Below are 25,244 nucleotides of genomic sequence, written 5' to 3'. Positions count from 1 at the left end.
CCTCACTCCGGCTTGAATCCGTGGGCCGCCGCCACGCGCCATCCATGGCGCGGGGCGGCTAACCCGGCGTCCTGCCGGGTTACCCACGGCTTCAAGCCTGCGTTCGGCCAGCGTGGTTAACGGGGCGCCCAGGATCAAAAGCCAGAGCCAGAGCCAGAGCCAGAGCCAGAGCCAGAGCCAGAGCCAGAGCCAGAGCCAGAGCCAGAGCCAGATCAAAAGATTGCTGACTTCGTCAGCGTCTTAGGAAGTAGAAGCTACACCGCGCATGCCCCAGCGATCAGGTCGGCTCTAAGGCCGCCTCGCTTTGTTTTTGATCCTGGGCGCCCCGTTAACCACGCTGGCCGGAGTCCGATATTGATTTGGGGGGTAAACCGGCAGGACGCCGGTTTAGCCGCACTGGGCCAGGGAGGGCCCATTGCGGCGGCCCCCCAAATCAATGTCGGAGTACGGGCATGCCGAGCCTAAGCGAGGCACCGAGTGGTGGGGAAAGAGCGTTTTGCTTACTTTTGCGCTGTTCAAAAGTGAGCCGCCGTCAGGCGGAACCATAAGTGGCCGTTACCGCAAGAATGGATATGTACTCCGCCTAATCCAACACCCCAGAGGCCGCCACGCGGGCAAGCCTTGCTCCTACACCACCTGCTCCGCCCGAAGAATGTCGCGCATGAAGCGTTCCGCCGGCAACGGGTGGCCCAGCAGGTAGCCTTGCAGCGAATCGCAGCCCAACTGGGTCAGGAAATCCTGCTGCATGTCGGTTTCCACGCCCTCGGCAACGATCCGCAGCCCCAATGCCTGGCCCAAGGCAACGATGGCCGAGACGATCGCGGCGTCATCGCTGTCGCGCTCCAGGTCGCGCACGAAGCCGCGATCGATTTTCAGCTCGTTGGCGGGCAGGCGCTTGAGGTACATCAGGCTCGAGTAACCGGTGCCAAAGTCATCAATGGACAGGTCGACACCCATTTCCGATAGCTGATTGAGCACCGTCATGCTCGCGTCCGCGTCGCTCATGGCCGTGGTCTCGGTGATTTCCAGGGTCAGGCTGTTGGCAGGCAGGCCGTGGGTAGCCAGGGCCTTGGCGACGCTGTGGACCAACTCGGTGTGACAGAACTGCAGCGCCGAGAGGTTCACCGCGATGCGCCAGTTGGTGTAGCCCTGCAGATGCCAGAGGCGCATCTGCCGGCAGGCTTCATTGAGCACCCAATCGCCAATCGGGATGATCAAGCCGGTTTTTTCCGCCAGCTCGATGAACTTGTCCGGCAGCAGCATGCCCTGGGTCGGGTGCTCCCAGCGCAACAGCGCTTCGGCCCCCACCGGATGACCGTTGCTGGCATCGAACTTGGGCTGGTAATACAACCGGAACTGATCCTGTTCGAGCGCGTTGCGCAGGTCCTGCAGCAACTGCAACTGGCGCCGCGCGTTGTTGTTCATCGACACATCGAAGAAGCGATAGCCGTTCTTGCCAGTACCCTTGGCGTGGTACATCGCCGCATCGGCGTTCATCAACAGCTCTTGCGCGGTGTGGCCGTTGCCGGGATAGACCGCAATGCCGATGCTGGCCGAGATCTGTAGATCGTGCTCACCGACCCGGAATACCCGGGAAAGCAGGCCCACCTGGCGCGCTGCCAAGCGCAGCGCATCGTCCGGCTCGTGCAGTTGCACCAGCAACACGAACTCGTCACCGCCGATCCGCGCCAGGGTGTCCTGGCTACGCAAGTCCTCGCGCAGGCGCACGCTGACCTCACGCAGCAACTGATCGCCCATGTGATGTCCGAAGGCATCGTTGACCGGTTTAAAACCGTCCAGGTCGATGAACATCAGGGCAAAACAGCCGCTTTGTTCCTGCACCATGAGCATGGCCTGGTCGATGCGGTCGGCCAGCAACACCCGGTTGGGCAGCCCGGTCAGGGTGTCATGCAGCGCCAGTTGGGTCAGTTCGCGGTTGGCCAGGGTCAGGGAATTGGCCAGCTCCGAGGTGCGCGCCTCAAGGCGCGCGTCGAGAATCGAGGTCAGCAAGGCAATGCTCAGCACCGCCAACGTGGTCACCAGCACCAGATTGTCCAGGCCCTTGCCGCTCAAACCATCGACCGCCGCACCGCAGAAGCTGCCATCGGCAAAGCGTGCCGCTGCCATCCCGGTGTAATGCATGCCGACAATGGCCAGGCCCATGATCACCGCCGCACCGCCACGGGCGAAGCGCACATAAGGCGTGTTCTGGCGCAGGCGGAAGGCGATCCATAGCGCTGCAGCCGAAGCCCCCACCGCGATCAACAGGGAGGCGCCGAACAGGCTCGGGTCATAATCGATGCCTGGGGTCATGCGCATGGCTGCCATGCCCATGTAGTGCATGGCGCTGATGCCCGCCCCCATGATCAAGGCACCAAACCCCAACTGCCAGGCAGGTAACTGGGGTTGGCTGACCAGCCACAGGGCGAAACCGCAGGAGAGAATGGCGATCAGCAGCGACAAGGCCGTGATGCCGAAGTCATAGCCCAGGTCGATCGGCAAACTGAAGGCCAGCATGCCGATAAAGTGCATGGACCAGACTCCGACGCCCATGGCCAGTGCACCGCCGACGGTCCACAGGTGAGCAGCCCGACCCTTGGCCGTAGCGATACGCCCGGTCATGTCGAGGGCAGTGTAGGACGCCAAAACAGCCACGCAGAGCGAAATCAGGACCAGCGCAGGGGAATAGTTACCGATGAGCATCAGACTTCTCGACTATGCCCTGGCTGAAGCGTCCGTGCACCCTGGGCGAAAGTTGCCGATTGTACTGATTCCAAGGGCGAAAGCACCTGCAAAGTAATCAAAAGGCCACCAGCGCGACAGAAAGACTGTAACAAGCTCGACAAGCCCCTACGGAGCCTAGGTCATTGGCTTTCAGCGGGTATCAATTGCCCGTCCCAACCGCCGCCCAACGCCGCAATCAACTGCACGCTGGCGATCAGTCGGCTCTGCTGCAAGGTCAGCACACTGCGCTCGTTGCTCAAGGCCGTGGCCTGCACCACCACCACGTCGAGGTAGGCGATCAAGCCGGCCTTGTATTGGTTCTGGATCAGGCGCAACGACTCCCGGGCGGCATCCAGCGCCTGCTGGCGCACCACGGCTTCGTCGCCCAGGACCCTGAGCTGGACCAGGTAGTTTTCTACCTCGCGAAACCCGTCGAGGACGGTCTGCCGGTACTTGGCCACAGTCTGGTCATACAGCGCCTCGTTGCGATCGACTTCCGCCGAGCGCTGGCCGCCGTCGAACAATGGCAGGTTGAGTTGCGGCCCCACCGACCAGAAACGGTTGGGCAAGCTGATCAGGTCGGTCGAGGTACTGCTGCTGTAACCACCGGACAGGCTCAGGGTCAGGTCCGGGTAGTAGGCGGCCTTGGCCACGCCGATATTGGCGTTGGCGGCAATCACCGAGCGCTCGGCCGAGGCAATATCCGGACGCCGTTCGAGCAATTGCGAAGGCAGGCCCAACGGCACTTCGGGCAAGTCCGGGATGTCCTGGGTTTCGGCCAGGGTGAATTCGGCGGGCGCCTGGCCCATCAACACCGCAATGGCGTTCTCGAACTGCGCGCGCTGCCAGATCAGGTCGATCATGTCGGCCTGGGTGCTTTTGAGCTGGGTCTGGGCCTGGGCCACCGCGTCCTTGCCAGACACCCCGGCGCGGTACTGGTTTTCGGTCATTTTCAGCGAGCGCTGGTAGTTTTCCACGGTGGCCTGCAGCAGGCGCCGTTGCTGATCGATGACCCGCAGTTGCAGGTAATTCTGTACCAGTTCCGATTGCTGGCTCAGGCGCATGGCCGCCAGGTCCGCAAAGCTCGCCTCGGCGCTGGCCTCGTTGGCCTCCAGGCCGCGGCGCAGCTTGCCCCAGATATCCGCTTCCCAACTCACCCCCAACTGCGTGTTGTAGGTGTTGCGGATGCCACTGCTGGAACTGCTCAAGGATGAACTGCTGCTCCCCGTGCCCTGGCTGGAGCGGGTTTTCCCGGCGCTCAGGTCGACCGTGGGGTAAAACGCGCCCCGCGCGCTGGCGACCAGGGCCTGGGCCTGACGGTACTGGGCCTCGGCCTGGGCGACGGTCTGGTTGGAGCTGTTGAGTTTTTCCACCAGGCCATTGAGCTGCTGATCGCCATACAGCTCCCACCAGGCGCCACGGGCCAGGGAATCGCTCGGATTAGCCTGGCGCCAGCCCTGTGCCTGCTTGTACTGGGCCGGTTCTGCGACGCTGGGGCGCTGATAGTCCGGGCCGACGGCGCAGGCACTGAGCATCAGGGCGCTGAGGGAAAGGCTCAGCAATCGCGAGCCACGGGCCGTCACCAGGCGCTGGGGCGACAGGCAGTCGCGGTTGAGTGGGTAACGGTCAGTCATAGCGCGGTTTCCAGAGCAGCATCGGTACGAACCCCACGCCAGCGGTTGACCCGGTGGCGCAAACGGTCGAGATAGAGGTAGACCACCGGGGTGGTGTAGAGCGTCAGCACCTGGCTGAAGATCAGCCCGCCAATGATGGTCAGGCCCAGCGGCTGGCGCATTTCCGCGCCCTCGGCACTGCCGAGCAGCAAGGGCAAGGCGCCGAGGATGGCGGCCAGGGTGGTCATCAGGATCGGACGCAAGCGCAACAGGCAGGCGCTGCGAATCGATTCCAGCGGCGCCAGGCCCTGATGGCGCTCGAGTTGCAGCGCCAGGTCGATCATCAGGATGGCGTTTTTCTTCACCACGCCGATCAGCAGGAACAACCCCAGCAATGAGATCAGGCTGAACTCGCCGCCCAGTACATAGATCGACAGCAAGGCGCCGACCCCGGCGGACGGTAGCGTGGAGAGAATGGTCAGCGGGTGCACGTAGCTTTCATACAGCACCCCAAGCACCAGGTAGACCGCCAGCAAGGCGCCGAGGATCATCCACGGCTGGCTCTTCTGGGTCGCGGCAAAGGCGTCGGCGGTGCCGGCCATCTTGGCGATCACTTCCTCTGGCAAACCGAGCTTGGCGATCGCCCGCTCGATCGCGGCCCCGCCCTGCTCCACCGTCACGCCTTCAGCCATGTCAAAGGCGATGCTCTCGGAAGCAAACTGCCCTTCGTGGCTGACGCGGTCGTTTTCCAGGCTGTTTTCGTAGTGGGCAATGGCCGACAGCGGAATCCGCGCGCCGGTCGAGGTGATCACTTGCACCTGGTTGAGGGTGATCGGGTCCTGGGCATATTTGGGATTGACCTCCATCACCACCTGGTACTGGTTGAGGCTGTCGTAGATGGTGGAGATCTGCCGCTGGCTGTAGGCGTTGTTGAGCACCGAGGTGACCATGGCCATGTCGATGCCCAGGCGCTTGGCCTGGTCCCGGTCGACCACCAGTGTCACTTGCGCCGCACCACTGCCCTCGCGGGCGTCGATGGCGGTGAGCTCCGGCAGGGCCTTGAGCGCCGTCACCACTTTCGGGTACCACTCACGCAGCGCCGACAGGTCACCGCTTTGCAGGATGTAGCTGTATTGCGACGACTGCTGCTCGCGGCCACCGCCAAACTGCAGGTCCTGGTCGGCCATCAGCATCAGTTGCGCGCCGGGCACCTTGGGCATTTCCTTGCGCAGGCGCTCGATGACTTTCTGCGCCGACAGGTTACGTTCCTTGATCGGCTTGAGGCGCACCAGCATGAAGGCGTTGTTGGTACCGTTGCTGCCGCCGATGAACCCAGCGACGCTTTCCACCCCATCGTCCTTGAGCACCGCGCGGCGGAAGATCTCCATTTTCGGCTGCATCACGCTGAACGACAGCCCATCGTCACCGCGCACAAAGCCGATCAGTTGGCCGGTGTCCTGCTGTGGCAGGAAGGTCTTGGGTACCACCACGTACAGCGCCACGTTGACGCCGATAGTGATGAACAGGCTGAACAGGGTCAGGCGCGGATGGCGCAGTACCCAGTCCAGGCTGCTGGCGTAGTACTTGACCATCCAGTCGTTGGCCTTGCGGCTGCCGCGCTGCAGGCGGTTTTCCTGGCCTGGGGTATGGGGTTTCAACCAGCGGGCGCAGAGCATCGGGGTCAGGGTCAAGGACACCACCAGCGAGACCACGATCGAGGCGGCCAGGGTGATGGAGAATTCGCGGAACAGGCTCTCGATAATCCCGCCCATGAACAGGATCGAGAGGAACACCGCCACCAGCGAGACGTTCATCGACAACAGGGTGAAGCCGACTTCCTGGGCCCCCAGGTACGCCGCTTTCATCGGGGCGATGCCATCGTCGATGTGCCGGGAAATGTTCTCCAGCACCACGATGGCATCGTCCACCACCAGCCCGGTGGCCAGGATCAACGCCATCAGCGACAGGTTGTTCAGGGAAAAACCATAGAGGTACATCACCGCAAAGGTGCCGACCAGCGACACCGGGACCGCCAGCGTCGGGATCAGCGAGGCGCGGAAGTTGCCGAGGAACAGGAACACCACCAGGATCACCAGCCCCACGGCAATCAGCAGGGTCATTTCCGCTTCGTGCAGGGTGGCTTTGATCACCGGCGAACGGTCCATCGCCAGGTTCAGCTTGACGCTGGCCGGCAGCACCGCCTGCAAGGCCGGCAATTGCGCCTTGATCTCGTCGACCGTCTCGATGATGTTGGCGCCGGCCTGGCGGTTGATCACCAGCAGCACTGCCGAGTCGTCGTTGAAGAAGCCGCTGTTGTAGCGGTCCTCGACGCCGTCGCTGACCTTGGCCACGTCACTGAGGCGCAACGCCGAGCCGTTCTGGTAGCGGATGATCAGTGGTTCGTAGTCCTTGGCCTTCTCCAACTGGTCGTTGGCCTGCACCTGCCACATCCGCTGATCGTCTTCGATCGAGCCTTTGGGCCGGCGCACGTTGGCGTTGGCAATGGTGTTGCGCACGTCATCCAGGGCCACGCCGTACTGGTTGAGCAACTGCGGCTCGAGCTCGATGCGCACCGCCGGCAAGGAGCTGCCGCCGATCTGCACTTCGCCCACGCCCGGCACCTGGGACAGGCTTTGCGAGAGGATGGTCGAGGCCAGGTCATACAGCTGGCCTTTTTCCAGCACGTCCGAGGTCAGCGACAGCACCATGATCGGCGCCTGGGACGGGTTGACCTTCTTGTAGGTGGGCATGCTGCGCATGCCGCTGGGCAACAGGTTGCGCGAGGCGTTGATTGCCGCCTGCACTTCCCGCGCCGCGCCATTGATGTCGCGGTCCAGGTCAAATTGCAGGATCACCCGCGTCGAGCCCTGGCTGGAGCGGCTGCTCATGGTGTTGACCCCGGCGATGGCGCCGAAGGAGCGCTCCAGCGGGGTGGCCACGGTGGAGGCCATCACCTCGGGGCTGGCACCCGGCAGGCTGGCCTGGACCACGATCACCGGGAAGTCCATTTGCGGCAGTGGCGATACCGGCAACAGGCCGAAGCTGACGCCGCCCAGGAGCATGATCGCCAGGCTCAGCAGCATGGTCGCGACCGGGCGCTTGATGAAAGGTCCGGACAGGTTCATGGCTGTTCTACCGACTCCAGGCGCTCAGGCGCGGGTCGCCAGCGCCGGCCAAGGCGGTCGAAGTACAGGTAGATCACCGGCGTGGTGAACAGCGTCAGCACCTGGCTGACCAACAGCCCGCCGACCATCACCAGGCCCAGGGGCTGGCGCAGTTCCGCGCCGGAACCGGTGGCCAGCATCAGCGGCACCGCACCGAACAGCGCTGCAAGGGTGGTCATCAGGATCGGCCGGAAGCGCAGCAGCGCCGCCTGATAGATCGCCGTCGCCGGGTCCATGCCCTGGTTGCGCTCGGCCTCGAGGGCAAAGTCGATCATCATGATCGCGTTTTTCTTGACGATACCGATCAGCAGGATGATGCCGATGATCGCGATCATCCCCAGGTCATTGCCACTCAAGAGCAACGCCAGCAAGGCGCCGACTGCCGCCGAGGGCAAGGTCGACAGAATGGTGATCGGGTGGATGTAACTCTCGTAGAGAACCCCGAGCACGATGTACATGGTCACCACGGCCGCCAGGATCAGCAGCAAGGTACTCGACAACGAGGCCTGGAACGCCTGGGCCGCCCCCTGGAACTGGCTCTGCACGCCCAGTGGCATGCCTATGTCCTTCTGCACCTGTTCGATCAGTTCCACCGCCTGCCCCAACGCCACGCCGGGCGCCAGGTTGAACGACATCATCACCGCCGGGAACTGGCCGATATGGGCGATCGACAGTTGGGCCTGGCGTTCCTCGATGCGCGCCAGGCTGGACAATCGAACCTGGCCGCCGTCGGTGGTCTTGACGTGGATCTGCTCCAGCGCCTGCGGGCCGATCTTCTCGCCATCCTTGGCCTGCAGCACCACGCGGTACTGACTGGCCTGGGTGTAGATGGTGGAGATCTGCCGCTGGCCGAAGGCGTCGTACAGGGCATCGGTGATGTTGGCCACCGACACGCCGATGCGCGAAGCCGCGTCGCGGTCGATTACCAGGTACACCTGCAGGCCCTTGTCCTGCAGGTCACTGGCGACGTCGGTCAGCTCCGGCTGGTGGCCCAGGGCTTCGACCAGGCGGCCGCTCCACAGGCTGAGCAACTCGGCATCCGGTGACGACATGCTGAACTGGTATTGGGTGCGACTGACCCGGTCTTCGATGGTCAGGTCCTGCACCGGCTGCATGAACAGGCGAATGCCCACCAGCTTGTCCAGTTGTGGCTGCAAGCGGGTGATCACCTGGGCTGCGCTGAGGTCGCGATCCTTGTGCGGCTTGAGGTTGATCAGCAGGCGGCCGCTGTTGAGCGTGGCGTTGTCGCCGTCCACGCCTATATAGGACGACAGGCTTTGCACCGCCGGGTCTTGCAGGATGATCTTGGCCAGTTCCTGTTGGCGCTGGCTCATGGCGGCGAAAGAGATGGACTGCGGCGCTTCGGAAATCCCCTGGATCACCCCGGTGTCCTGCACCGGAAAGAAGCCCTTGGGCACGATCATGTAGAGGAACACAGTGAGAGCCAGGGTGCCGATGGCCACCATCAGGGTCAGCGGCTGGTGCTTGAGCACCCACTGCAACTTGCGTCCGTAGGCAGCGATCATCCAGTCGATGCACGCGCCGCTGGCACGATAGAAACGGCCCTGCTCTTCAGGCTTGGGCTCAGGCTTGAGCAAGCGTGCACACATCATCGGCGTCAGGGTCAGGGACACCACCAGGGAAATCAGGATCGCCACCGCCAGGGTGATGGCGAACTCGCGGAACAGCCGCCCGACCACGTCGGCCATGAACAGCAGCGGAATCAGCACCGCGATCAGCGACAAGGTCAGGGAGATCAAGGTGAAACCGATCTGCTTCGCGCCCTTGAGTGCCGCCTGCAGCGGGCTGTCGCCCTCCTCGATGTAGCGCGAAATGTTCTCCAGCATGACGATCGCGTCGTCGACCACAAACCCCGTGGCGATGGTCAGGGCCATCAGGGTCAGGTTGTTGACCGAAAAACCGGCCAGGTACATCACCCCGAAGGTGCCGATCAACGACAGCGGCACGGCAATCGAAGGGATGATGGTGGCGCTGACGCGGCGCAGGAACAGGAAGGTCACCATCACCACCAGGGCGATGGCGATCAGCAATTCGTGCTGCACGTCGGTGACCGAGGCGCGGATGGTCTGGGTGCGGTCGGTCAGCACCGTGACATCCAGCCCGGCTGGCAGGTTGTCGGTGATGCTCGGCAGCAGCGCCTTGATCCGGTCAACCACCTCGATCACGTTGGCCCCCGGCTGGCGCTGGATATTGAGCAGCACCGCCTGGTTTTCGTTGGCCCAGGCCGCGAGGCGCTCGTTCTCGGCGCCATCGACGATCTGCGCGACATCCTTGAGCCGCAATGGCGCGCCATTGTTGTAGGCAAGGATCAGTTCGGCGTAGTCCTTGGGCGAGGTCAACTGGTCGTTGGCGTCGAGCATCGACACCCGGGTCGGGCCGTCGAAGTTGCCCTTGGGCTGGTTGACGTTGGAAGCGGCAATCAGGGTGCGCACATCCGACAGGTTCAGGCCATTGGCCGCCAGGGCCTCGGGGTTGACCTTGATCCGCACCGCCTGGCGTTGTCCGCCGGCGATGCTGACCATGCCGACGCCGCTGATCTGGGCGATTTTCTGCGCCATGCGCGTATCGACCAGGTCGTTGAGTTTGGGCAGCAGCATGGTTTTGGAGGTGATCGCCAGGGTCAGCACCGGGGTGTCCGCCGGGTTGACCTTGTTGTACACCGGCGGCGCCGGCAAATCGTTGGGCAATAGGTTGCTGGCGGCGTTGATCGCGGCCTGCACCTGTTGCTCGGCGACGTCCATGTTGATGTCGAGGTTGAAGCGCAGGGTCAGCACTGAAGCGCCGCCGGAGCTGGTCGAGGCCATCTGGGTCAGGCCGGGCATCTGCCCGAACTGCCGCTCCAGGGGCGCGGTGACCGCACTGGTCATTACGTCCGGACTGGCGCCGGGGTACAGGGTCATGACCCGAATGGTCGGATAGTCCACCTGGGGCAGTGCCGAGACCGGCAGCAGGCGATAGGCGATCAGGCCGGCCAGAACGATGGCCAGCATGCTCAGGGTAGTCGCGACCGGACGCAGGATGAACAGGCGGGAGATGTTCATGCGCCGCCCTTATGCGCCTTGCCATTGGCCTCTGGTGCGGGCGCGGCATCGCTCGCCTGGCTGTGGAGGTTATCGGTCGGCGCGGCCGGGACCTGGTTGCTGTCGTTGACCACCTCCACCTCGCTGCCCTCTTTCAGGCGATCGGTGCCTTCCAGCACCACCCGATCACCCGGCTTGAGGCCTTCCTTGATCACGGTGTTGTCGCCGTCGGTGGCGCCGATTTTCAGTGGGCGAATGGTGACTTTCTTGTCGCCATCCAGGGCGTAGACAAACGTGCCGTTGGTGCCGAATTGAATTGCCGCCGAGGGTGCCAGGATCACCCCCTTGAGGGTGTCAGCGAGCAAACGCACGTTGACGAACTGATTGGGGAACAGCGCCTGGTCACGGTTGTCGTAGCGCGCCTTGAATTTCAAAGTGCCGGTGGTGGTGTCGATCTGGTTGTCCAGGCTCTGCAGTACGCCGGTGGCTTGCAACTGGGTGTCGCCACGGTCCCAGGCTTCGACCGGCAGCTTGGCCCCGGAGCGGTAGCGGGCCAGCACGACGTCGAGGCTGTTCTCCGGCAAGGTGAAGGCCACGCTGATCGGTTGGGTCTGGGTGATGATCGCCAGGGCCGTGGTGTCGTTGGCCGCCACCAGGTTGCCGACGTCCAGCTGGCGCAGGCCGACACGCCCGGTAATCGGCGCGCGGATGCGGGTGAATTCAAGGTTGAGCTTGGCGTCGTTGACCGCCGCCTGATTGGTCTTGACCGTCCCCTGGTACTGGCCCACCAGCGCCGCGGCGGTATCCAGAGTCTGCTTGGCGATGCTGTCCTCGGCGTACAGGCCGCGGTAGCGTTCCAGGTCCACCAGGGCGTTTTTCAGTTGGGCCTGGTTTTGCAACAGGGTCCCTTCGGCCTGGAGCAAGGCGTTCTGGTACGGGCGCGGATCGATCTCGGCGAGCAGGTCGCCGGCCTTGACCATCTGCCCTTCTTCGAAGGCGATCTTCACCAGTTCGCCGCCGACCCGGCTGCGCACATTGATGGTGTTGAGCGCGGTAACAGTGCCCAGGGCCTTGTAGTACAGCGGGAAATCGCCGAGTACCGCTGGAGCCACCCGCACCGGAACCGCCCCCGCCGCGCCACCGAAACCCGGGCGCATGCCACCTGCCCTGCCGGTATGGCCGGCCGCCGCCTTGGATGCCGGGGCATCCTTGCTGGCGGAGCTGCTGGGCCAGAATTTCCAGCACAGGCCGCCAACCAGCAGCAGGACCAGCAGGCCGAACAGCCAGCGACGAGAATTACGGGAAGCGGAGGATTGCATGGAGTGATTAACCATTGGGCGCGTGGGCATCTTTATACGGGAGGCTGAAAGATAAGCACTAGAGGCCTTTTAGCAAAGCGCCTTTACCGGCAATTTACCTTCAGCTGACTTTTGCGAGTGTTTGCTAAATTACTGAAGCACAAATGAAAACGGCCTGGACAGAGCCAGGCCGTGAATAATTGTAAAGCCTATTACTTGAGAACGGCCAACGCTGCTGCGTAGTTAGGCTCTTCGGCGATTTCTTTCACCAGCTCGCTGTGCAGCACGTTGTCGTTTTCGTCCAGCACTACCACGGCACGGGCAGTCAGGCCCTTGAGTGGACCGTCGGCAATCGCTACGCCGTAGTTTTCGATGAACTCGGCACCCCGCAGGGTGGACAGGTTCTGCACGTTTTCCAGGCCTTCGGTGCCGCAGAAGCGGGCCTGGGCGAACGGCAGGTCAGCCGAGATGCACAGCACCACGGTGTTGGCCACGTCATTGGCCTGGGCGTTGAAGGTACGCACCGAGGTCGCGCAGGTCGGGGTGTCGACGCTTGGGAAAATGTTCAGCACTTTACGTTTGCCGGCGAAGTCCGCCAGGGTCACGTCCGACAGATTGCCGGCAACCAGGGAAAAGGCTGGTGCCTTGGCACCGGCTTGTGGCAGTTGGCCGTTGACCTGGACTGGGTTGCCTTTGAGAGTGACTTGAGCCATGAACAGTATCCTTATTAATGCAGTGGTTATGAACAATCGTCTGGTGTTGCGAGGAGCCAAAGTTAACCACGAATGTGCCAGTGAGCCTACCCCAGCAAGCTGTCAGACAATTCCTTGTACTGACCGCGAAGTATGCCCCCTGAAATTGGCGCGACCTGCGGCCTCCCCTTCGGCATTGACAATCCGCCCCCACCCCTTACGCACAGCATTCCCTAGCAGTTCTGCCAGTAGACAACGCTGGCGCCGACGCCCAACCTGAAGGCCCGCAATCATGAGCACAGAGGACCTCGCGCCATGCCTGCAGACCGTGCCTTCGTACTCTGCTACTACCGCTACGATCCGCTGGACCGGCTCGTCGCTACCTCACCGTCCGGGCAGTCACCGCTGCAACGTTTTTACTGCAAGAGCAGACTGGCCACGGAAATCCAAGGGCTGTTGCGGCACACGATTATTCAGCACGACGACCAGTTGCTGGCGCAGCTGCAACGTAACGGGGATCAAATGACGGCCACATTACTGGCCACAGACCAGCAGCGTTCGGTGCTGCATACACTTGGTGGCGGTGTACGTCATCCCATCGCCTACTCACCTTATGGTCATCACCCCGCCGACAGCGGATTGCTGAGCCTGCTGGGGTTCAATGGTGAGCGGCGGGATCCAGTGACCGGGCACTATCTGTTGGGCAATGGTTATCGGGCGTTTAATCCGGTGTTGATGCGATTTAACAGCCCAGACAGTTGGAGTCCATTTGGAGACGGTGGATTTAATGCTTATTCATACTGCTCACACAACCCTATAAATTTACAAGACCCCTCAGGGCATGCCCCGGGATCTTTACTTGCGTACTACTTCAAGTATCTGCCCATGCCACACACATCAGCACCCGCGATAAACAGCAACACCGGGCTACCGGCACTGGTAAAAAGTGCTCAACCAGATCACGCCATACAAATGTTTAAAAAAACCATCCAGCTTGTGAGCAACCCAAAATTTCCAGCACAATCAACAAAATTGATAAGCGATGCTGAAAATCTGTTTAACAGTAAAGATCTCACATATTCGCTGACCCCTGGCCGGGTGCAAAGCGTAGAACACGCACACAACCGCTTCAATTACTTCAATGACAATGCAGAGACATTTCAATTCAAAGGAGGCATCCCCCAAGCAGGGGATGCCATTTTGCTACCTAATGGTGGAGACACTTACCTTTACACCGGACACTTCGACAGCGCAATAAGCAAATACACCCATCAGATGCTATCAGCGACAGATCAAACCATTAAAATAACCAACATTATCAAGCTTCATCAGAGTGTACTTAATCGAGCAAAGTACATCACAAAACACACGAAACGACTGAATACTTCAAGTATCCGCCGCCCAAGAGCCAGATCGCCCATTTGATACTGATCAGTACTTCCGCTTCATCGTTGGCCGCAAAAGTTGCCGGATCGGTATAGCTCCCCATCCCATCGAAACTCAAACTAAAGGATGATGCGCCCCGGGGTAACCTTCAAAAAATGGCGACCTTCAAGGCAGAAATCCCGGACGTAGTCGGATGTACGCGCTTTGTCCTTGATCGTGATTTCCATCTACCGGCATCAGCGCCAACCTTCCATCGAAACCGCGCCCAAGGGCCGTCCCAACCATCAGGGCATTACCGTAATCTCATCACCTAAGCCAATGATTCAAATGACTTTCGCCCGAGAAATTTAGGTGAACTGCGACACATATCGAAATATTTAATGACGACGAGCGGTCGTTACCGTGTTTAATGCTAACCAAGCCTGACTCGTCCTACGGCCCTCCAGAATAAATACTACAAAGCAATCGACCATCAATCGAGCCAACAGGGATATGAAGGAACGATGTCAAAGGGAATTTCAAGCAGCGTCCTGCTGCTGGCCGTCACACTGCTGCCTGCTGCTGGTGCGCTGGCCGACAACGCCGAGACCGCCAACAAGAGCAACAACCCGCTGAGCCTGGCGCCCGGCGCCAACCTTCAGGACTACTACACCCCGCAACTCTTCGACAGCAACGCCCACACCAACGATGCCTTGTTGCGCGGCACCTTGCCGATGGCCGCCAATGACTTCATCGCAGTCCCGCAGTTGCTGCGCGCGACCCTGCCCATCAGTACCCGCCCCGATCCACACAGTGGCTACAGCACCGGCATCGGTGATCTGAACCTGTTCGACATTTTCCTGCTCAAGACCGAAGGCGTGCAGTTGGGCATCGGCCCGCAGATCACCGCGCCGACCGCCGAACAGGATGAGTTGGGCACCGGCAAATGGCAGGCTGGCCTGGCCGCCGTGGCCATCGATGCGACGCCCCGTGGCCTGCTGGGCGCACTGGTGCAGTATCAAAGCTCGTTCGCTGGTGACCACGACCGGGCACACGTCGAAACCGCCACCTTGCAGCCTTTTCTCATGCACAACCTGGAAAAAGGCTGGTACCTGCGCTCCACGGGCACCTGGACCTTCGACCTGAAGAACAACACCCATTACATCCCCATCGGTTTTGGTGCGGGCAAGGCCTGGAAATCCGGCAGCAACATCATCAACGCCTTCGTTGAACCGCAATGGACGGTCGAGCGCAAGGGCGATGGCCTGCCGCAGTTCACGCTGTTTGCCGGCATCAACGTGACCTTCGGCAAATAACCGCGCGACCCACAGGACAGTGCCATGACTTTTGCAAAACCGACCCGTCTGTTGCTCGCTGGCGTCTCGCTGCTGCTCAGCGCCAGCGCCTGGGCCGATTTCACGGCCAGCCCCGAAGAGGCCCGCGGGATCGCCAAGGAGGCCTACCTCTACGGCTTCCCGGTGGTGGAGATGTACAAGACCCTGTACACCCAGGCCGTGGACAAGACAGGGGCGAATTTCAAGGCACCGTTCAACCGTATCGGCAACACCGCCAAGGTGTTCACGCCCAAGGACACTGCGTTTGTCACGCCCAACTCGGACACCCCCTACTCCTTCGTGTGGATGGACCTGCGCGCCGAACCGCTGGTCCTGACTTTGCCGCAGATAGCCGAGGAGCGTTATTACTCGGTGCAACTGATCGACCTCTTCACGCACAACTTCGCGTACCTGGGCACCCGCAGCACCGGTAACAAAGGCGGACACTTCATGGTGGTCGGGCCGGATTGGAAAGGCCAGCAACCGGTCAACATCGATCGCGTGGTGCGCAGCGAAAGCAACATCGCCTACGCCCTCTATCGCACCCAACTGTTCGATGACAAAGACCTGGAAAAGGTCCGGAAAATCCAGGGCAACTACAAGGTCCAGACCCTGAGCCAATACCTCAAGCAACCGGCACCGGCGACCCCGGCGAAGATCAGTTGGCCGAAACCGACCGCCAGCATGACCGACAGCCCGGAGCTGTTCCGCTACCTGAATTTCATGCTGGCCTTCGCCCCGGCCCAGGACTCCGAGAAAGACCTGCTCGCGCGTTTCGCCAGGATCGGCATCGTTGCCGGCCAGCCGTTCGACCTCAAGACCCTCAGTGTCGAACAACGCAAGGCCCTGGACGATGGCATCAGTGACGCCAAGGCCGAGTTCGCCGCCTTCAAGAAAGACCAGGTGGACACCCATCAGGTCGTCAGCGGCGACTTCTTCGGCACCCGTGATCACCTGAACAACAACTACCTGTACCGCTACGCGGGCGCCAACATGGGCATCTTCGGCAACTCCGCCGATGAAGCGGCGTATATCGGTTACTTCGTCGACAGCAGCGGCAAACCGGCCAACGGCGCCAAGCACAGCTACACCCTGCACTTTGCCAAGGACCAATTGCCGCCGGCGGATGCCTTCTGGTCGCTGACCATGTACGACGGCAAGAGCAAGCTGCTGGTAGCCAACCACCAGCAACGCTACCTGATCAATTCACGCATGCTGCCCAACCTCAAGCGCGATGCCGATGGCGGCTTGACCCTCTACGTGCAGCACTCGGTGCCACTCAAGGAGCAGCGCAGCAACTGGTTGCCAGCACCCCACGGCCCGTTCTATGCGGTATTGCGCTTGTACCTGCCCAAGCCCGAAGTCGCCAATGGCCAGTGGAAACAGCCAGCACTGACACCGATCAACTGATCAAGCCGGCCCAGCCGAATTACCTTCTGCAAGGAGCACAGCGATGGGTTTTACCTCCAAACTGGGTCGCTTGGGCGTCTTCACCCTGGCGTTGACACCTGTTCTCGCCGCTGCCGACAACGCCCGGGACTGGCAGAACCTGCCGACCGACCTGAACATGGTCTTCGGCTATTACAACCGGATCGACAGCAACACCCCGATCGACACCGCGTTGCCGCTAGACGGCCTGTCGGTCAATGCCGACCTGTACATCGCCCGATTTGCCCGCTCGTTCGCCATTGACGGGCGCAACAGCGCGATCCAGGTCCTGCAGCCTTACGCCGACATCTGCGCCTCGTTCGACAACGCCGAGTTCTTCAAGGGCACCAAGCGCAACGGCGGCATGGCCGACACCCAGGTAGTGCTGGTGCACAATATCTTCGGCGGCCCGGCGCTGACCCAGGAGGAGTTTGCCAACTGGACCCCGGAAACCTTCCTCACCGGCGCACTCTGGGTCACCGCCCCCACGGGCGACTATGACAAGAACCGGGTGATCAACATCGGCGCCAACCGCTGGGCCTTCAAGCCGGAAATTGCCTTTGGCACGCCAATCGGCCCGACCTGGCTGGAGCTCAACACCTACGTCTCGCTGTACGGCGACAACGATGACTACCACGGCGACGGCACGCTCGAACAAAAGGCCCTATACGCCATTGAAGGACACTACAGCTACACCTTCAACCGTGCGCTGTGGGCATCGCTGGATGCCACCTACAACCGCGGCGGCGAAACCCGGATCAACGGTGACTGGCAGGACAACAAGCAAGAGAACGGCATCCTCGGCGCCAGCCTGGGCTTTATGCTCTCGCCGCAGTTCGGCGGCCTGATCGCCTATTCCGACACCGTCGCCGAACGCAGCGGTTCGCCGGACGTCAACACCTGGACCTTGCGTCTTCAGTACGCCTGGTAAGAGAGAGCTGAGCGATGGGATCTTCAAGGATACGTCCGGGTCCAGTCTTTGGCCATTCACCGGGATGATCTTATTAGTGGTAGTTGAAACTTGGGTCTATCGTTTATCCCGGTTATGCCAACGTTCATGTTTTAACCCGTCTACGCAAAGGACCGTCCCATGACAGCGCTTAATGACATCAACGCCCTGCAAGCCAGCATTGCCGAAGCGGTACTTGGCCAGGATCAGGTCATCCGCCAGATCATGCTCGGTCTCTTGGCCAACGGCCACCTGCTGCTCGAAAGCTTGCCTGGACTGGCCAAGACCCGCACCGTCAAGGCGCTGGCCAAGCACCTGGATGCGAAGATGAGCCGGATCCAGTTCACCCCTGACCTGCTGCCCTCCGACATCACCGGCGCCGAGGTGCTGCACCAGGTCGACGGGCAGAACCAGATCCAGTTCCAGCCAGGCCCGTTGTTCGGCAACCTGATCCTGGCGGACGAAATCAACCGGGCCCCGGCCAAGGTCCAGGCGGCGCTGCTCGAAGCCATGGAGGAACGCCAGATCACCGTGGCCGGCAACAGCCACGTGCTGCCCGAGCTGTTTATTGTGGTCGCGACCCAGAATCCGATCGAACAGGAAGGCACCTACCCGCTGCCCGAAGCGCAGATGGACCGCTTCCTGATGAAGGTCCTGCTGGATTACCCGAGCGCGGACAACGAAAGCCAGGTCCTGCGCCTGCTGCGTGAAGAGGAGCAGGCCCTGGGCGCCAAGACCGCGGCGCCAGCAGGATTTACCCTGAGCCAGGAAGTGATCTTTGCTGCACGCCGTGAAGTCAGTGCCATCAGCGTGGCGCCGGCCATCGATCGCTACCTGATCGATTTGATCAATGCCACCCGCCACCCGGCCGACTACGACGCCGACCTCGGCCGCTGGATCGCCATCGGCGCCAGCCCGCGTGGCGGCATTGGCCTGGATCGCTGCGCACGCGCGGATGCCTGGCTGCAAGGCCAGGACTTCGTCACCCCGGACAATGTGCGCGCCGTGGTCCATCCGGTGCTGCGCCATCGCCTGCAATTGAGCTACGACGCCGTGGCCGATGGCGTGACGGCCGATCAGGTGCTCGACCGCCTGCTCGACAAAGTCGCGGTCCCGGCTTGAGGTGATGCCCATGAACACTCAGGAACTGGATGGCCTGGTGTACGTGTCGCTGGCGCAATTGATGGCGCTGCAGTACCAGGCCGCCGACTTGAGTTTCCTCGCGCGCCAGCCCCAGGGCAGCATCCTGGCGGGCAACCACGCCTCGCGTCTGCGCGGGCGTGGCCTGAACTTCGACGAACTGCGCCGCTACCAGCCCGGCGATGACCTGCGGCACCTGGACTGGCGCGCCTCCCTGCGGACCGGCAAACCGGTAGTGCGCACCTTCACCGAAGAGCGTGATCGCCCGGCGCTGATCCTGGTCGACCAGCGCATGTCGATGTTCTTTGGCTCCCAGCGCAGCTTCAAGTCGGCCCTGGCCGCCGAGCTCGGCGCGCTGGCGGCCTGGATGGTCTTCAATGCCGGCGACCGGGTCGGCGGTCTGGTGTTCAACGATCAGCGGATCGACAGCATTGGCCCGTTGCGCAGCCGCAAACGGATCGAGGCGCTGTGCAATCGCATCGCCCAGCAGAACCAGGAACTCAGCGCCCACAACCCCGATCGCGAAGGCGAGGACCAACTGGACAAGGTCTTGCAGCACTGCCTGGCCGTGGCCGGACACGATCACCTGATCTGCATCATCAGTGACTTTGCCGGCGCCGGTCCGCGCACCCTGCAACTGATGCGCCAGCTCAGCGCCCACAACGATGTGATCGCCATGCAGGTCTATGACCCACTGGCACTGAATCTGCCAAAAAACGGCCACCTGCTGGTGACCCAGGGTCAATTGCAGGTGGAGCTGGCGGTGGCCCAGCGGCAGGTCCATCAGCCCCTGGGGGACTTCCTCAGCGGCCGGCTCAAGGATGTCGCCAGCCTGCTGCGCCGCAGCCAGGTGCCCTTGATGATGTTCAGCACCGCCCAGGCAGCCCATGAACAATTGCGCGCCGAGCTGGGCAAGCTCGGAGGCCGGCCATGACTGCGCACGTCCCCAGCATCGAGCAACTCACTGAATTGGGCCTGCCAGCGCCGGTCAGCTATCTGCCGCAAACCTGGGGTTGGTGGCTACTGCTCGGCCTGCTGCTGGTGGGATTGCTGGCGTGGGCCGGCCGGCGCTACTGGTTATGGCGCCGGGACCGCTATCGACGTGAAGCCCTCGCACGCCTGGCGGAACTGCAACGCAGCAGTGACCCACTGGCCGCCCTGCGCGAATTGCCGGAGCTGCTCAAGCGCGTAGCGCTGTCGATGCCTTCCCGGGGCTCCAACGACTGCAATGCAAATACTAATGTGGGAGCGAGCTTGCTCGCGAAAGCGGCCGCTCAGTCGACATCCAGGGTGAATAGTCGGGCGCCTTCGCGAGCAAGCTCGCTCCTACAGGTTGCGGCTCTGGGCGGTGAGGATTGGCAAGCATTTCTGGTGCGACACAGCGCGCAGCCGTTACCCGCCGATTTCAGCCAGCAACTGGCAACCCTGGCCTACGCCCCGGATACAGTCCTGCTGGCGTTGCCGGCAGCGCAGCGAATTCAGCTGTTCAGCACCTGCAAACACTGGCTGGAGCATCATCATGTGGCAGCTTGATTACCCCTGGTTGTTGCTGCTGCTCCCGCTCTGCTGGCTGGGTTATCACTTCCTGCCCGACTACCGCGAAGCGCGCAGTGCCGTGCGGGTGCCGTTTTTCGCCGCCATGAGCCGCGCCGTCGGCCAGGCGCCGAGCCAGACCGGCAGCCGCAGCAATCGCTGGCAACTGGCCCTGAACCTGCTGGTCTGGACCCTGCTGGTGGTGGCCGTGGCGCGCCCGGTGCTGGTGGAAAAACCTATCGAACGCCAGCAACCGGTGCGCGACCTGATGCTCGCCATCGACATTTCCCAGTCCATGGAAACCACCGACTACAGCGATACCAATGGCCAGAAAATCGATCGCCTGGCAGCCGTCAAGGAAGTGGTCCACGGCTTCATCGACCGCCGCAAGGACGATCGCCTGGGCCTGATCGTGTTCGGCAGCGGCGCCTACCCGCAAGCACCGCTGACCCTGGACCATGCCAGCCTGGCGCTGTTGCTCGATGACACCGGCATCGGCATGGCCGGGCCCAATACCGCGATCGGCGATGCCATTGGCCTGGCGTTGAAGATGCTCGACCAGGCCCACGAACAGGAAAAAGTCCTGATCCTGCTGACCGATGGCAATGACACCAGCAGTGCGATCACCCCGGACCACGCCGCCAGCATGGCCGCGGCCAAGGGCGTGGTGATTCACACCATCGGCATCGGCGACCCCAATGCCGACGGCGAAGCCAAGGTCAACCTGCAAGGCCTGCAGCAGATCGCCACGGCCACCGGCGGGCGGTTCTTCCGCGCCGAAGACCGCCAAGCCCTGGATCAGGTCTACAGCACCCTCGACCAGATCACCCCCCATCAGGAGCAGCACTTCAGTCACCAGCCCAAGCGCGACCTGTTCTGGATCCCCCTGGGGGCCGCTATCGCGCTGCTGGCCGTCTATCACCTGCTCGCCCTGCTCTGGCCTCGCCTTCGCAGCGCCCCATCGCGCCAGGAGGCTTGAGATGGAAATCAACCTCAGCGACTTGCACTTCCTGCGCCCACTCTGGCTCTTGCTGGCGCTGTTCGGCGCCCTGCTACCGCTGCTCTGGCGCCGCAGCCGCGACCTGCGGCGGCGCCTGGGCAGCAACATTGCCCCGCACCTGCTGCCGCACCTGCTGATCACCCCCGAGGACAGCCATCGCCTGCGCCCGGTCCATCTGGTCTGCGCCACCTTGGTGCTGGGTGCCATCGCCGCAGCGGGCCCGACCTGGGAGCGCGATCGCCCGGACTTCCTGGAAAACCGCGCGCCGCTGATCATCGCCCTCGACCTGTCGCCCTCGATGGACGCCAGCGATGTCCAGCCGACTCGCCTGGAAGCGGCCAAACACAAGCTGCATGACCTGGTCCAGCGCCGCAGCGGCGCACGCACCGGGCTGATTGCCTACGCCGGCAGCGCCCACCTGGTGCTCCCACCGACCGATGACCCGGCGTTGCTCGACAGCTTCATCCAGGCCCTGGGCAGCGAGTTGCTGAACAAACCGGGCAAGGATGTCGCCGGCGTGATCGAACAGGCCAAGCGCTTGCTGGTGGCGGAAAAAGCCCCAGGCACCCTACTGCTGATCACTGACGGCGCCGACACCAGCCAACTGGGCAATCTCGACAAGCTGCTGGACAACAGTCAGTTGCAGGTACTGGTGCTGGCCGTGGGCAGTAGCGATGGCGGGATCATCACCGACGCCAACGGCCAGCCCCGCACCGACAGCAATGGCCGCCCGACCCTGGGCAGTTTCGATCAGGCCGCCCTCAAGCAACTGGCCGCTGCCACCGACGCCCCGTTGGGCAGCCTGACCCTCAACGACGACGACCTGGACTGGATCGAGTTGCATGCCCAGCAACATTTCCAGAATGCCAGCGCCGAACAGCGTGAACTGCACTGGAAAGACGCCGGCTACTGGTTGTGCTGGCCGCTGTTGCTGCTGGCCTTTTTCAGCGTGCGCCGGGGCTGGAGCCTGAACTGGGCGGCGGCGCTGCTGCTGGGCCTGGGCTTGGGTTTGCAGGCGCCAGAGAGCCAGGCCAACGCCCTCACCGACGCGTTTTTCACCCGCGACCAGCAAGGCCGCTGGGCCTTCGAGCACCAGCACTTTCCCGCTGCCGCCCAGTTGTTCCAGGACCCGTACTGGAAGGGAATCGCCGCCTACAACGCCGCCGACTATGACCTGGCACTGGCCAGTTTCGCCCGTCTCGACACGCCCCAGGCGTACTTTTACCTGGGCAACATCTATGTGCGGCGCTTCAAGTTCGACCAGGCGATTGCCGCCTACACCCAGGCATTGAAGCTACAGCCACAGTTCCCCGAGGCCACGGCCAACCTGGCGCTGGCCATCGCCCTGGAAAAAGACACCGACAGCGCGCAGCAGAACACCCCGGAGGTCAAGCCCGACGAAGTCAAATACGACAAGCCCAAGGGCAAGGGCCAGAGCAAATCGCTAGAGACCCAGCAGGCGACTTCCGATGAGCTGTGGCTGCAGAACCTGACCACCTCGCCGGCCAAGTTCCTCAAGCAAAAGTTCAGCCTCCAGGATCAGGCGGGCAAGCCATGAGCAGCAGACTCGCGAAGTGTTTCACCGCCAGCGGCGCCCTGCTGCTGTGCCTGTTGACCGGCCGTGTGCTGGCGGCTGAACCCGAACTGCGGGTGCAGGCCCAACTGCAGCCTGGCGCTGCGGTGATGGTGGGCGGCGTCGTGCAATTGCAGGTCGATGTGCTGACCGACAGCTGGTTCACCAGCGCCCCGACCCTGCCGGAGCTGAAGCTGCCGGGCGCGTTGGTGATGCCGCCCAACGGCGAAGCCCAGCACACCACGCAGACCCTGGAGGGCAAAACCTTCTTCGGCATGCGCTACCTCTACCTGATCACCCCGAACCAGGCCCAGGGCTTCGACATCCCGGCATTGACCGTACAGGCCACGCCCGGCCAGGCCAGCCAGCCACTGAGCGCGCAAAGCCAACCCCTGCACTTCATCGCCCAGCAGCCTCCCGGGTTCAAGCCCGGCGAAGCGGTGTTGGTGGCCCAGGGCGTGCGCTTGACCCAGGTACTCCAGCAGTCATCGCCGGCACTCAAGGTCGGTGACACCCTCACCCGCCAACTGACCCTGCAGGCCGACGGTGCATTGGCGATGGCCCTGCCAGCGCCGCCCCTGGGCGAGGTCGACGGCCTCAAGCGCTATCCCAAGACTGCGCAAGTCAGCAACCTCGACGATGGCCGCGGCCACATCAGCGGCGGCCAGCGGATCGATAGCGTCGTCTACCAGGTGCAACGCCCGGGACACTACAGCCTGCCGGCCATCCAGATGCACTGGTGGGACGCCAGCACCCAACAGGCACGTAGCGCCGAAGTTCCGGCAGTGACCTTCGAGGCTGCGGCCAACGCCAGCTATCGGCCGGTGTTTTCGATTACTCAGGACCTCAAGCAACTGGGGCAACAGGGCCGCTTCCACCTCTCGCGGCACTGGCTGATGCTGGTAGTGCTGCTGGCAATACTGGCCACCGCCGGCTACCTGTTGCAGCCCTGGTGCCTGCGGGCCTGGCGCGCCCTCCAAGAGCGTCGCAACGCACGCCATGCCGCCTGGCAGGCCTCTGCCGACTACGCCTGGAAGCAGATCCCCGAACAACTCGACGGCCAGCCGCCGCATTTGAGCGCGCTGTACCTCTGGGCCCGGCGCAGCCGCCTGGGCCTGGGGATCGGCGGCCTGGGCAACAACGTGCAGGCGCTGTTGCGTGGGCGGTATGGGCGCCAGCCGGCGGAAAACCAGGCATTGCCGCAATTCAAGCAATCCTTGGCTACGCTGCATGATCAGGCGGTAACTGCCAACGCGACGCACTCCTCGGCCTTGCGCCCCTTGAACCCCGGTCACGATAAGGACTTTTCATGACGAACCACGCTGCCCCCCGCCAACGTCACGCCTTCAAGCTCCTGCTGAGCCTGGCCCTGAGCCTGCCGCTCTTGGCACTGGCGGCCGAGCCGCTGCCCTCCTGGAACGATGGCCCGTCGAAAAAAAGCATCATCGAATTTGTCCAGGCCGTGACCACCGAAGGCTCCAAGGACTACGTCAAGCCGGCCGAGCGCATCGCCGTGTTCGACAACGACGGTACGCTGTGGAGCGAACAGCCGATGTACTTCCAGGTGCTGTTCGCCCTGGAGGAAGTCAAGCGCATGGCGCCCCAGCATCCGCAATGGAAAACCGAGCAGCCGTTCAAGGCGGTCCTCGAGAACGACCACCAGGCCCTGGCCGCCAGCGGCATGGATGGCCTGATGAAGATCATCGGCGCGACCCATACCGGCATCACCACCGCCGCCTTCATGGATAACGCCAAGACCTGGCTGAGCCAGGCCCGCCATCCGAAGACCGGCAAGCCCTACACCGAGATGATTTTCCAGCCGATGCTGGAGATGCTCGACTACCTGCGCAGCCAGGACTTCAAGACTTACATCGTGTCCGGCGGTGAAGTCGAGTTCATGCGCGCCTTCGCCGAGCAGGTCTACGGCATTCCACCGGAGCAAGTGATCGGCACCACCTTTGCCACGCAGTTCCAGCTCAATGGCAACGACGCCTCGATCCTGCGCCTGCCCAAACTGGCCCACAACGACGATGGCCCGGGTAAACCGGAAAGCATCCAGCAGGTCATCGGGCGCCAGCCGATTCTCGCCTTCGGCAACTCCGACGGTGACCTGCAAATGCTCCAGTGGACGGCTGCCGGCCCCGGTAAAAGGTTCATGGGCCTGGTCCACCATACCGATGCAAAGCGTGAATGGGCCTACGACCGGCAGTCGAACATCGGTCGCCTGGACAAGGCCCTGGATGAAGCCAACAAACGCGGCTGGAGTGTCGTCGACATGAGCACCGAATGGAACCGGATCTATCCGTTCGACACCGGCACAACTGAGCAAAAGAAGTAAAAGACGTAGGCAGGATCGCAGTAAACGTTCGTCGTACTCCAACACGACTCCA

General features: G+C 62.5%; 17 protein-coding genes. 11 read left to right on the top strand and 6 right to left on the bottom strand.

The window, feature by feature from the left end:
• Positions 1 to 627: 627 nt before the first annotated feature.
• From PspS04_RS13610 to tpx, 6 genes are all read right to left on the bottom strand, one after another.
• Positions 628 to 2,703, bottom strand: coding sequence for a putative bifunctional diguanylate cyclase/phosphodiesterase (locus PspS04_RS13610; RefSeq protein ID WP_159995869.1), 2,076 nt, complete (start codon positions 2,701 to 2,703; stop codon positions 628 to 630).
• 161 nt (positions 2,704 to 2,864) lie between these two features.
• The gene (locus PspS04_RS13605) at positions 2,865 to 4,358 is read right to left on the bottom strand and encodes an efflux transporter outer membrane subunit (RefSeq protein WP_159995867.1); all 1,494 of its coding nucleotides are present in this window, start codon (positions 4,356 to 4,358) and stop codon (positions 2,865 to 2,867) included.
• Positions 4,355 to 7,462, bottom strand: a complete 3,108-nt coding sequence (locus PspS04_RS13600; RefSeq protein WP_159995865.1) for an efflux RND transporter permease subunit — start codon at positions 7,460 to 7,462, stop codon at positions 4,355 to 4,357. Before PspS04_RS13600 ends, PspS04_RS13605 begins: the two co-directional genes overlap by 4 nt.
• Positions 7,459 to 10,563 (bottom strand): MdtB/MuxB family multidrug efflux RND transporter permease subunit, encoded by a 3,105-nt coding sequence (locus PspS04_RS13595; protein ID WP_095168770.1) that lies wholly within the window; start codon positions 10,561 to 10,563, stop codon positions 7,459 to 7,461. The genes PspS04_RS13600 and PspS04_RS13595 overlap by 4 nt, the downstream gene beginning before the upstream one ends.
• The gene (locus PspS04_RS13590; protein ID WP_159995863.1) at positions 10,560 to 11,876 is read right to left on the bottom strand and encodes an MdtA/MuxA family multidrug efflux RND transporter periplasmic adaptor subunit; all 1,317 of its coding nucleotides are present in this window, start codon (positions 11,874 to 11,876) and stop codon (positions 10,560 to 10,562) included. The genes PspS04_RS13595 and PspS04_RS13590 overlap by 4 nt, the downstream gene beginning before the upstream one ends.
• A gap of 176 nt (positions 11,877 to 12,052) precedes the next feature.
• The gene (gene tpx, locus PspS04_RS13585; RefSeq protein ID WP_159995861.1) at positions 12,053 to 12,553 is read right to left on the bottom strand and encodes a thiol peroxidase; all 501 of its coding nucleotides are present in this window, start codon (positions 12,551 to 12,553) and stop codon (positions 12,053 to 12,055) included.
• A 294-nt stretch (positions 12,554 to 12,847) separates the two neighbouring features.
• Between tpx and PspS04_RS13580 the strand changes: the two genes are divergently transcribed.
• The 11 genes from PspS04_RS13580 to PspS04_RS13530 all read left to right on the top strand — a co-directional run bounded on the left by PspS04_RS13580 (position 12,848) and on the right by PspS04_RS13530 (position 25,192).
• Positions 12,848 to 13,957: an RHS repeat-associated core domain-containing protein gene (locus PspS04_RS13580; protein ID WP_159995859.1), complete on the top strand. Its 1,110-nt coding sequence runs from the start codon at positions 12,848 to 12,850 to the stop codon at positions 13,955 to 13,957.
• A 464-nt stretch (positions 13,958 to 14,421) separates the two neighbouring features.
• On the top strand, positions 14,422 to 15,213 hold the full coding sequence (locus PspS04_RS13575; protein ID WP_095168773.1) for a hypothetical protein: 792 nt from the start codon (positions 14,422 to 14,424) through the stop codon (positions 15,211 to 15,213).
• Positions 15,214 to 15,237: 24 nt separating this feature from the next.
• Positions 15,238 to 16,641 carry a DUF1254 domain-containing protein gene (locus PspS04_RS13570; protein ID WP_159995857.1) on the top strand — a complete coding sequence of 468 codons (1,404 nt, stop codon included), beginning with the start codon at positions 15,238 to 15,240 and terminating at the stop codon, positions 16,639 to 16,641.
• 43 nt (positions 16,642 to 16,684) lie between these two features.
• Positions 16,685 to 17,590 (top strand): transporter, encoded by a 906-nt coding sequence (locus PspS04_RS13565; protein ID WP_159995855.1) that lies wholly within the window; start codon positions 16,685 to 16,687, stop codon positions 17,588 to 17,590.
• Positions 17,591 to 17,749: 159 nt separating this feature from the next.
• Entirely contained in the window at positions 17,750 to 18,730 is a 981-nt protein-coding gene (locus PspS04_RS13560; RefSeq protein ID WP_159995853.1) for an AAA family ATPase, read from the top strand.
• A 10-nt stretch (positions 18,731 to 18,740) separates the two neighbouring features.
• Complete coding sequence (locus PspS04_RS13555; protein ID WP_159995851.1) at positions 18,741 to 19,682, top strand: DUF58 domain-containing protein; 942 nt, start codon at positions 18,741 to 18,743, stop codon at positions 19,680 to 19,682.
• Positions 19,679 to 20,281, top strand: coding sequence for a DUF4381 domain-containing protein (locus PspS04_RS13550; protein ID WP_159995849.1), 603 nt, complete (start codon positions 19,679 to 19,681; stop codon positions 20,279 to 20,281). Before PspS04_RS13555 ends, PspS04_RS13550 begins: the two co-directional genes overlap by 4 nt.
• The gene (locus tag PspS04_RS13545; protein WP_159995847.1) at positions 20,268 to 21,260 is read left to right on the top strand and encodes a vWA domain-containing protein; all 993 of its coding nucleotides are present in this window, start codon (positions 20,268 to 20,270) and stop codon (positions 21,258 to 21,260) included. The genes PspS04_RS13550 and PspS04_RS13545 overlap by 14 nt, the downstream gene beginning before the upstream one ends.
• 1 nt (position 21,261) lies before the next feature.
• Positions 21,262 to 22,839, top strand: coding sequence for a VWA domain-containing protein (locus tag PspS04_RS13540; protein WP_159995845.1), 1,578 nt, complete (start codon positions 21,262 to 21,264; stop codon positions 22,837 to 22,839).
• A complete protein-coding gene (locus tag PspS04_RS13535) occupies positions 22,836 to 24,167 on the top strand; it encodes a BatD family protein (protein ID WP_159995843.1) in 1,332 nt (443 codons plus the stop codon). Before PspS04_RS13540 ends, PspS04_RS13535 begins: the two co-directional genes overlap by 4 nt.
• Positions 24,164 to 25,192 (top strand): HAD family hydrolase, encoded by a 1,029-nt coding sequence (locus PspS04_RS13530; RefSeq protein ID WP_159995841.1) that lies wholly within the window; start codon positions 24,164 to 24,166, stop codon positions 25,190 to 25,192. The genes PspS04_RS13535 and PspS04_RS13530 overlap by 4 nt, the downstream gene beginning before the upstream one ends.
• The last annotated feature ends 52 nt before the right edge of the window (positions 25,193 to 25,244 follow it).

The sequence above is a fragment of the Pseudomonas sp. S04 genome (genome assembly GCF_009834545.1).
GTDB lineage: Bacteria > Pseudomonadota > Gammaproteobacteria > Pseudomonadales > Pseudomonadaceae > Aquipseudomonas.
Note: the sequence above shows the minus strand (reverse complement) of the source record. Positions and strands in the feature narration are given on the sequence as shown.

Coding starts and splice junctions, on each gene's coding strand:
- PspS04_RS13610 (WP_159995869.1), bottom strand. CDS start 2,703: ATGCTCATCGGTAACTATTCCCCTGCGCTGGTCCTGATTTCGCTCTGC.
- PspS04_RS13605 (WP_159995867.1), bottom strand. CDS start 4,358: ATGACTGACCGTTACCCACTCAACCGCGACTGCCTGTCGCCCCAGCGC.
- PspS04_RS13600 (WP_159995865.1), bottom strand. CDS start 7,462: ATGAACCTGTCCGGACCTTTCATCAAGCGCCCGGTCGCGACCATGCTG.
- PspS04_RS13595 (WP_095168770.1), bottom strand. CDS start 10,563: ATGAACATCTCCCGCCTGTTCATCCTGCGTCCGGTCGCGACTACCCTG.
- PspS04_RS13590 (WP_159995863.1), bottom strand. CDS start 11,876: ATGGTTAATCACTCCATGCAATCCTCCGCTTCCCGTAATTCTCGTCGC.
- tpx (WP_159995861.1), bottom strand. CDS start 12,553: ATGGCTCAAGTCACTCTCAAAGGCAACCCAGTCCAGGTCAACGGCCAA.
- PspS04_RS13580 (WP_159995859.1), top strand. CDS start 12,848: ATGCCTGCAGACCGTGCCTTCGTACTCTGCTACTACCGCTACGATCCG.
- PspS04_RS13575 (WP_095168773.1), top strand. CDS start 14,422: ATGTCAAAGGGAATTTCAAGCAGCGTCCTGCTGCTGGCCGTCACACTG.
- PspS04_RS13570 (WP_159995857.1), top strand. CDS start 15,238: ATGACTTTTGCAAAACCGACCCGTCTGTTGCTCGCTGGCGTCTCGCTG.
- PspS04_RS13565 (WP_159995855.1), top strand. CDS start 16,685: ATGGGTTTTACCTCCAAACTGGGTCGCTTGGGCGTCTTCACCCTGGCG.
- PspS04_RS13560 (WP_159995853.1), top strand. CDS start 17,750: ATGACAGCGCTTAATGACATCAACGCCCTGCAAGCCAGCATTGCCGAA.
- PspS04_RS13555 (WP_159995851.1), top strand. CDS start 18,741: ATGAACACTCAGGAACTGGATGGCCTGGTGTACGTGTCGCTGGCGCAA.
- PspS04_RS13550 (WP_159995849.1), top strand. CDS start 19,679: ATGACTGCGCACGTCCCCAGCATCGAGCAACTCACTGAATTGGGCCTG.
- PspS04_RS13545 (WP_159995847.1), top strand. CDS start 20,268: ATGTGGCAGCTTGATTACCCCTGGTTGTTGCTGCTGCTCCCGCTCTGC.
- PspS04_RS13540 (WP_159995845.1), top strand. CDS start 21,262: ATGGAAATCAACCTCAGCGACTTGCACTTCCTGCGCCCACTCTGGCTC.
- PspS04_RS13535 (WP_159995843.1), top strand. CDS start 22,836: ATGAGCAGCAGACTCGCGAAGTGTTTCACCGCCAGCGGCGCCCTGCTG.
- PspS04_RS13530 (WP_159995841.1), top strand. CDS start 24,164: ATGACGAACCACGCTGCCCCCCGCCAACGTCACGCCTTCAAGCTCCTG.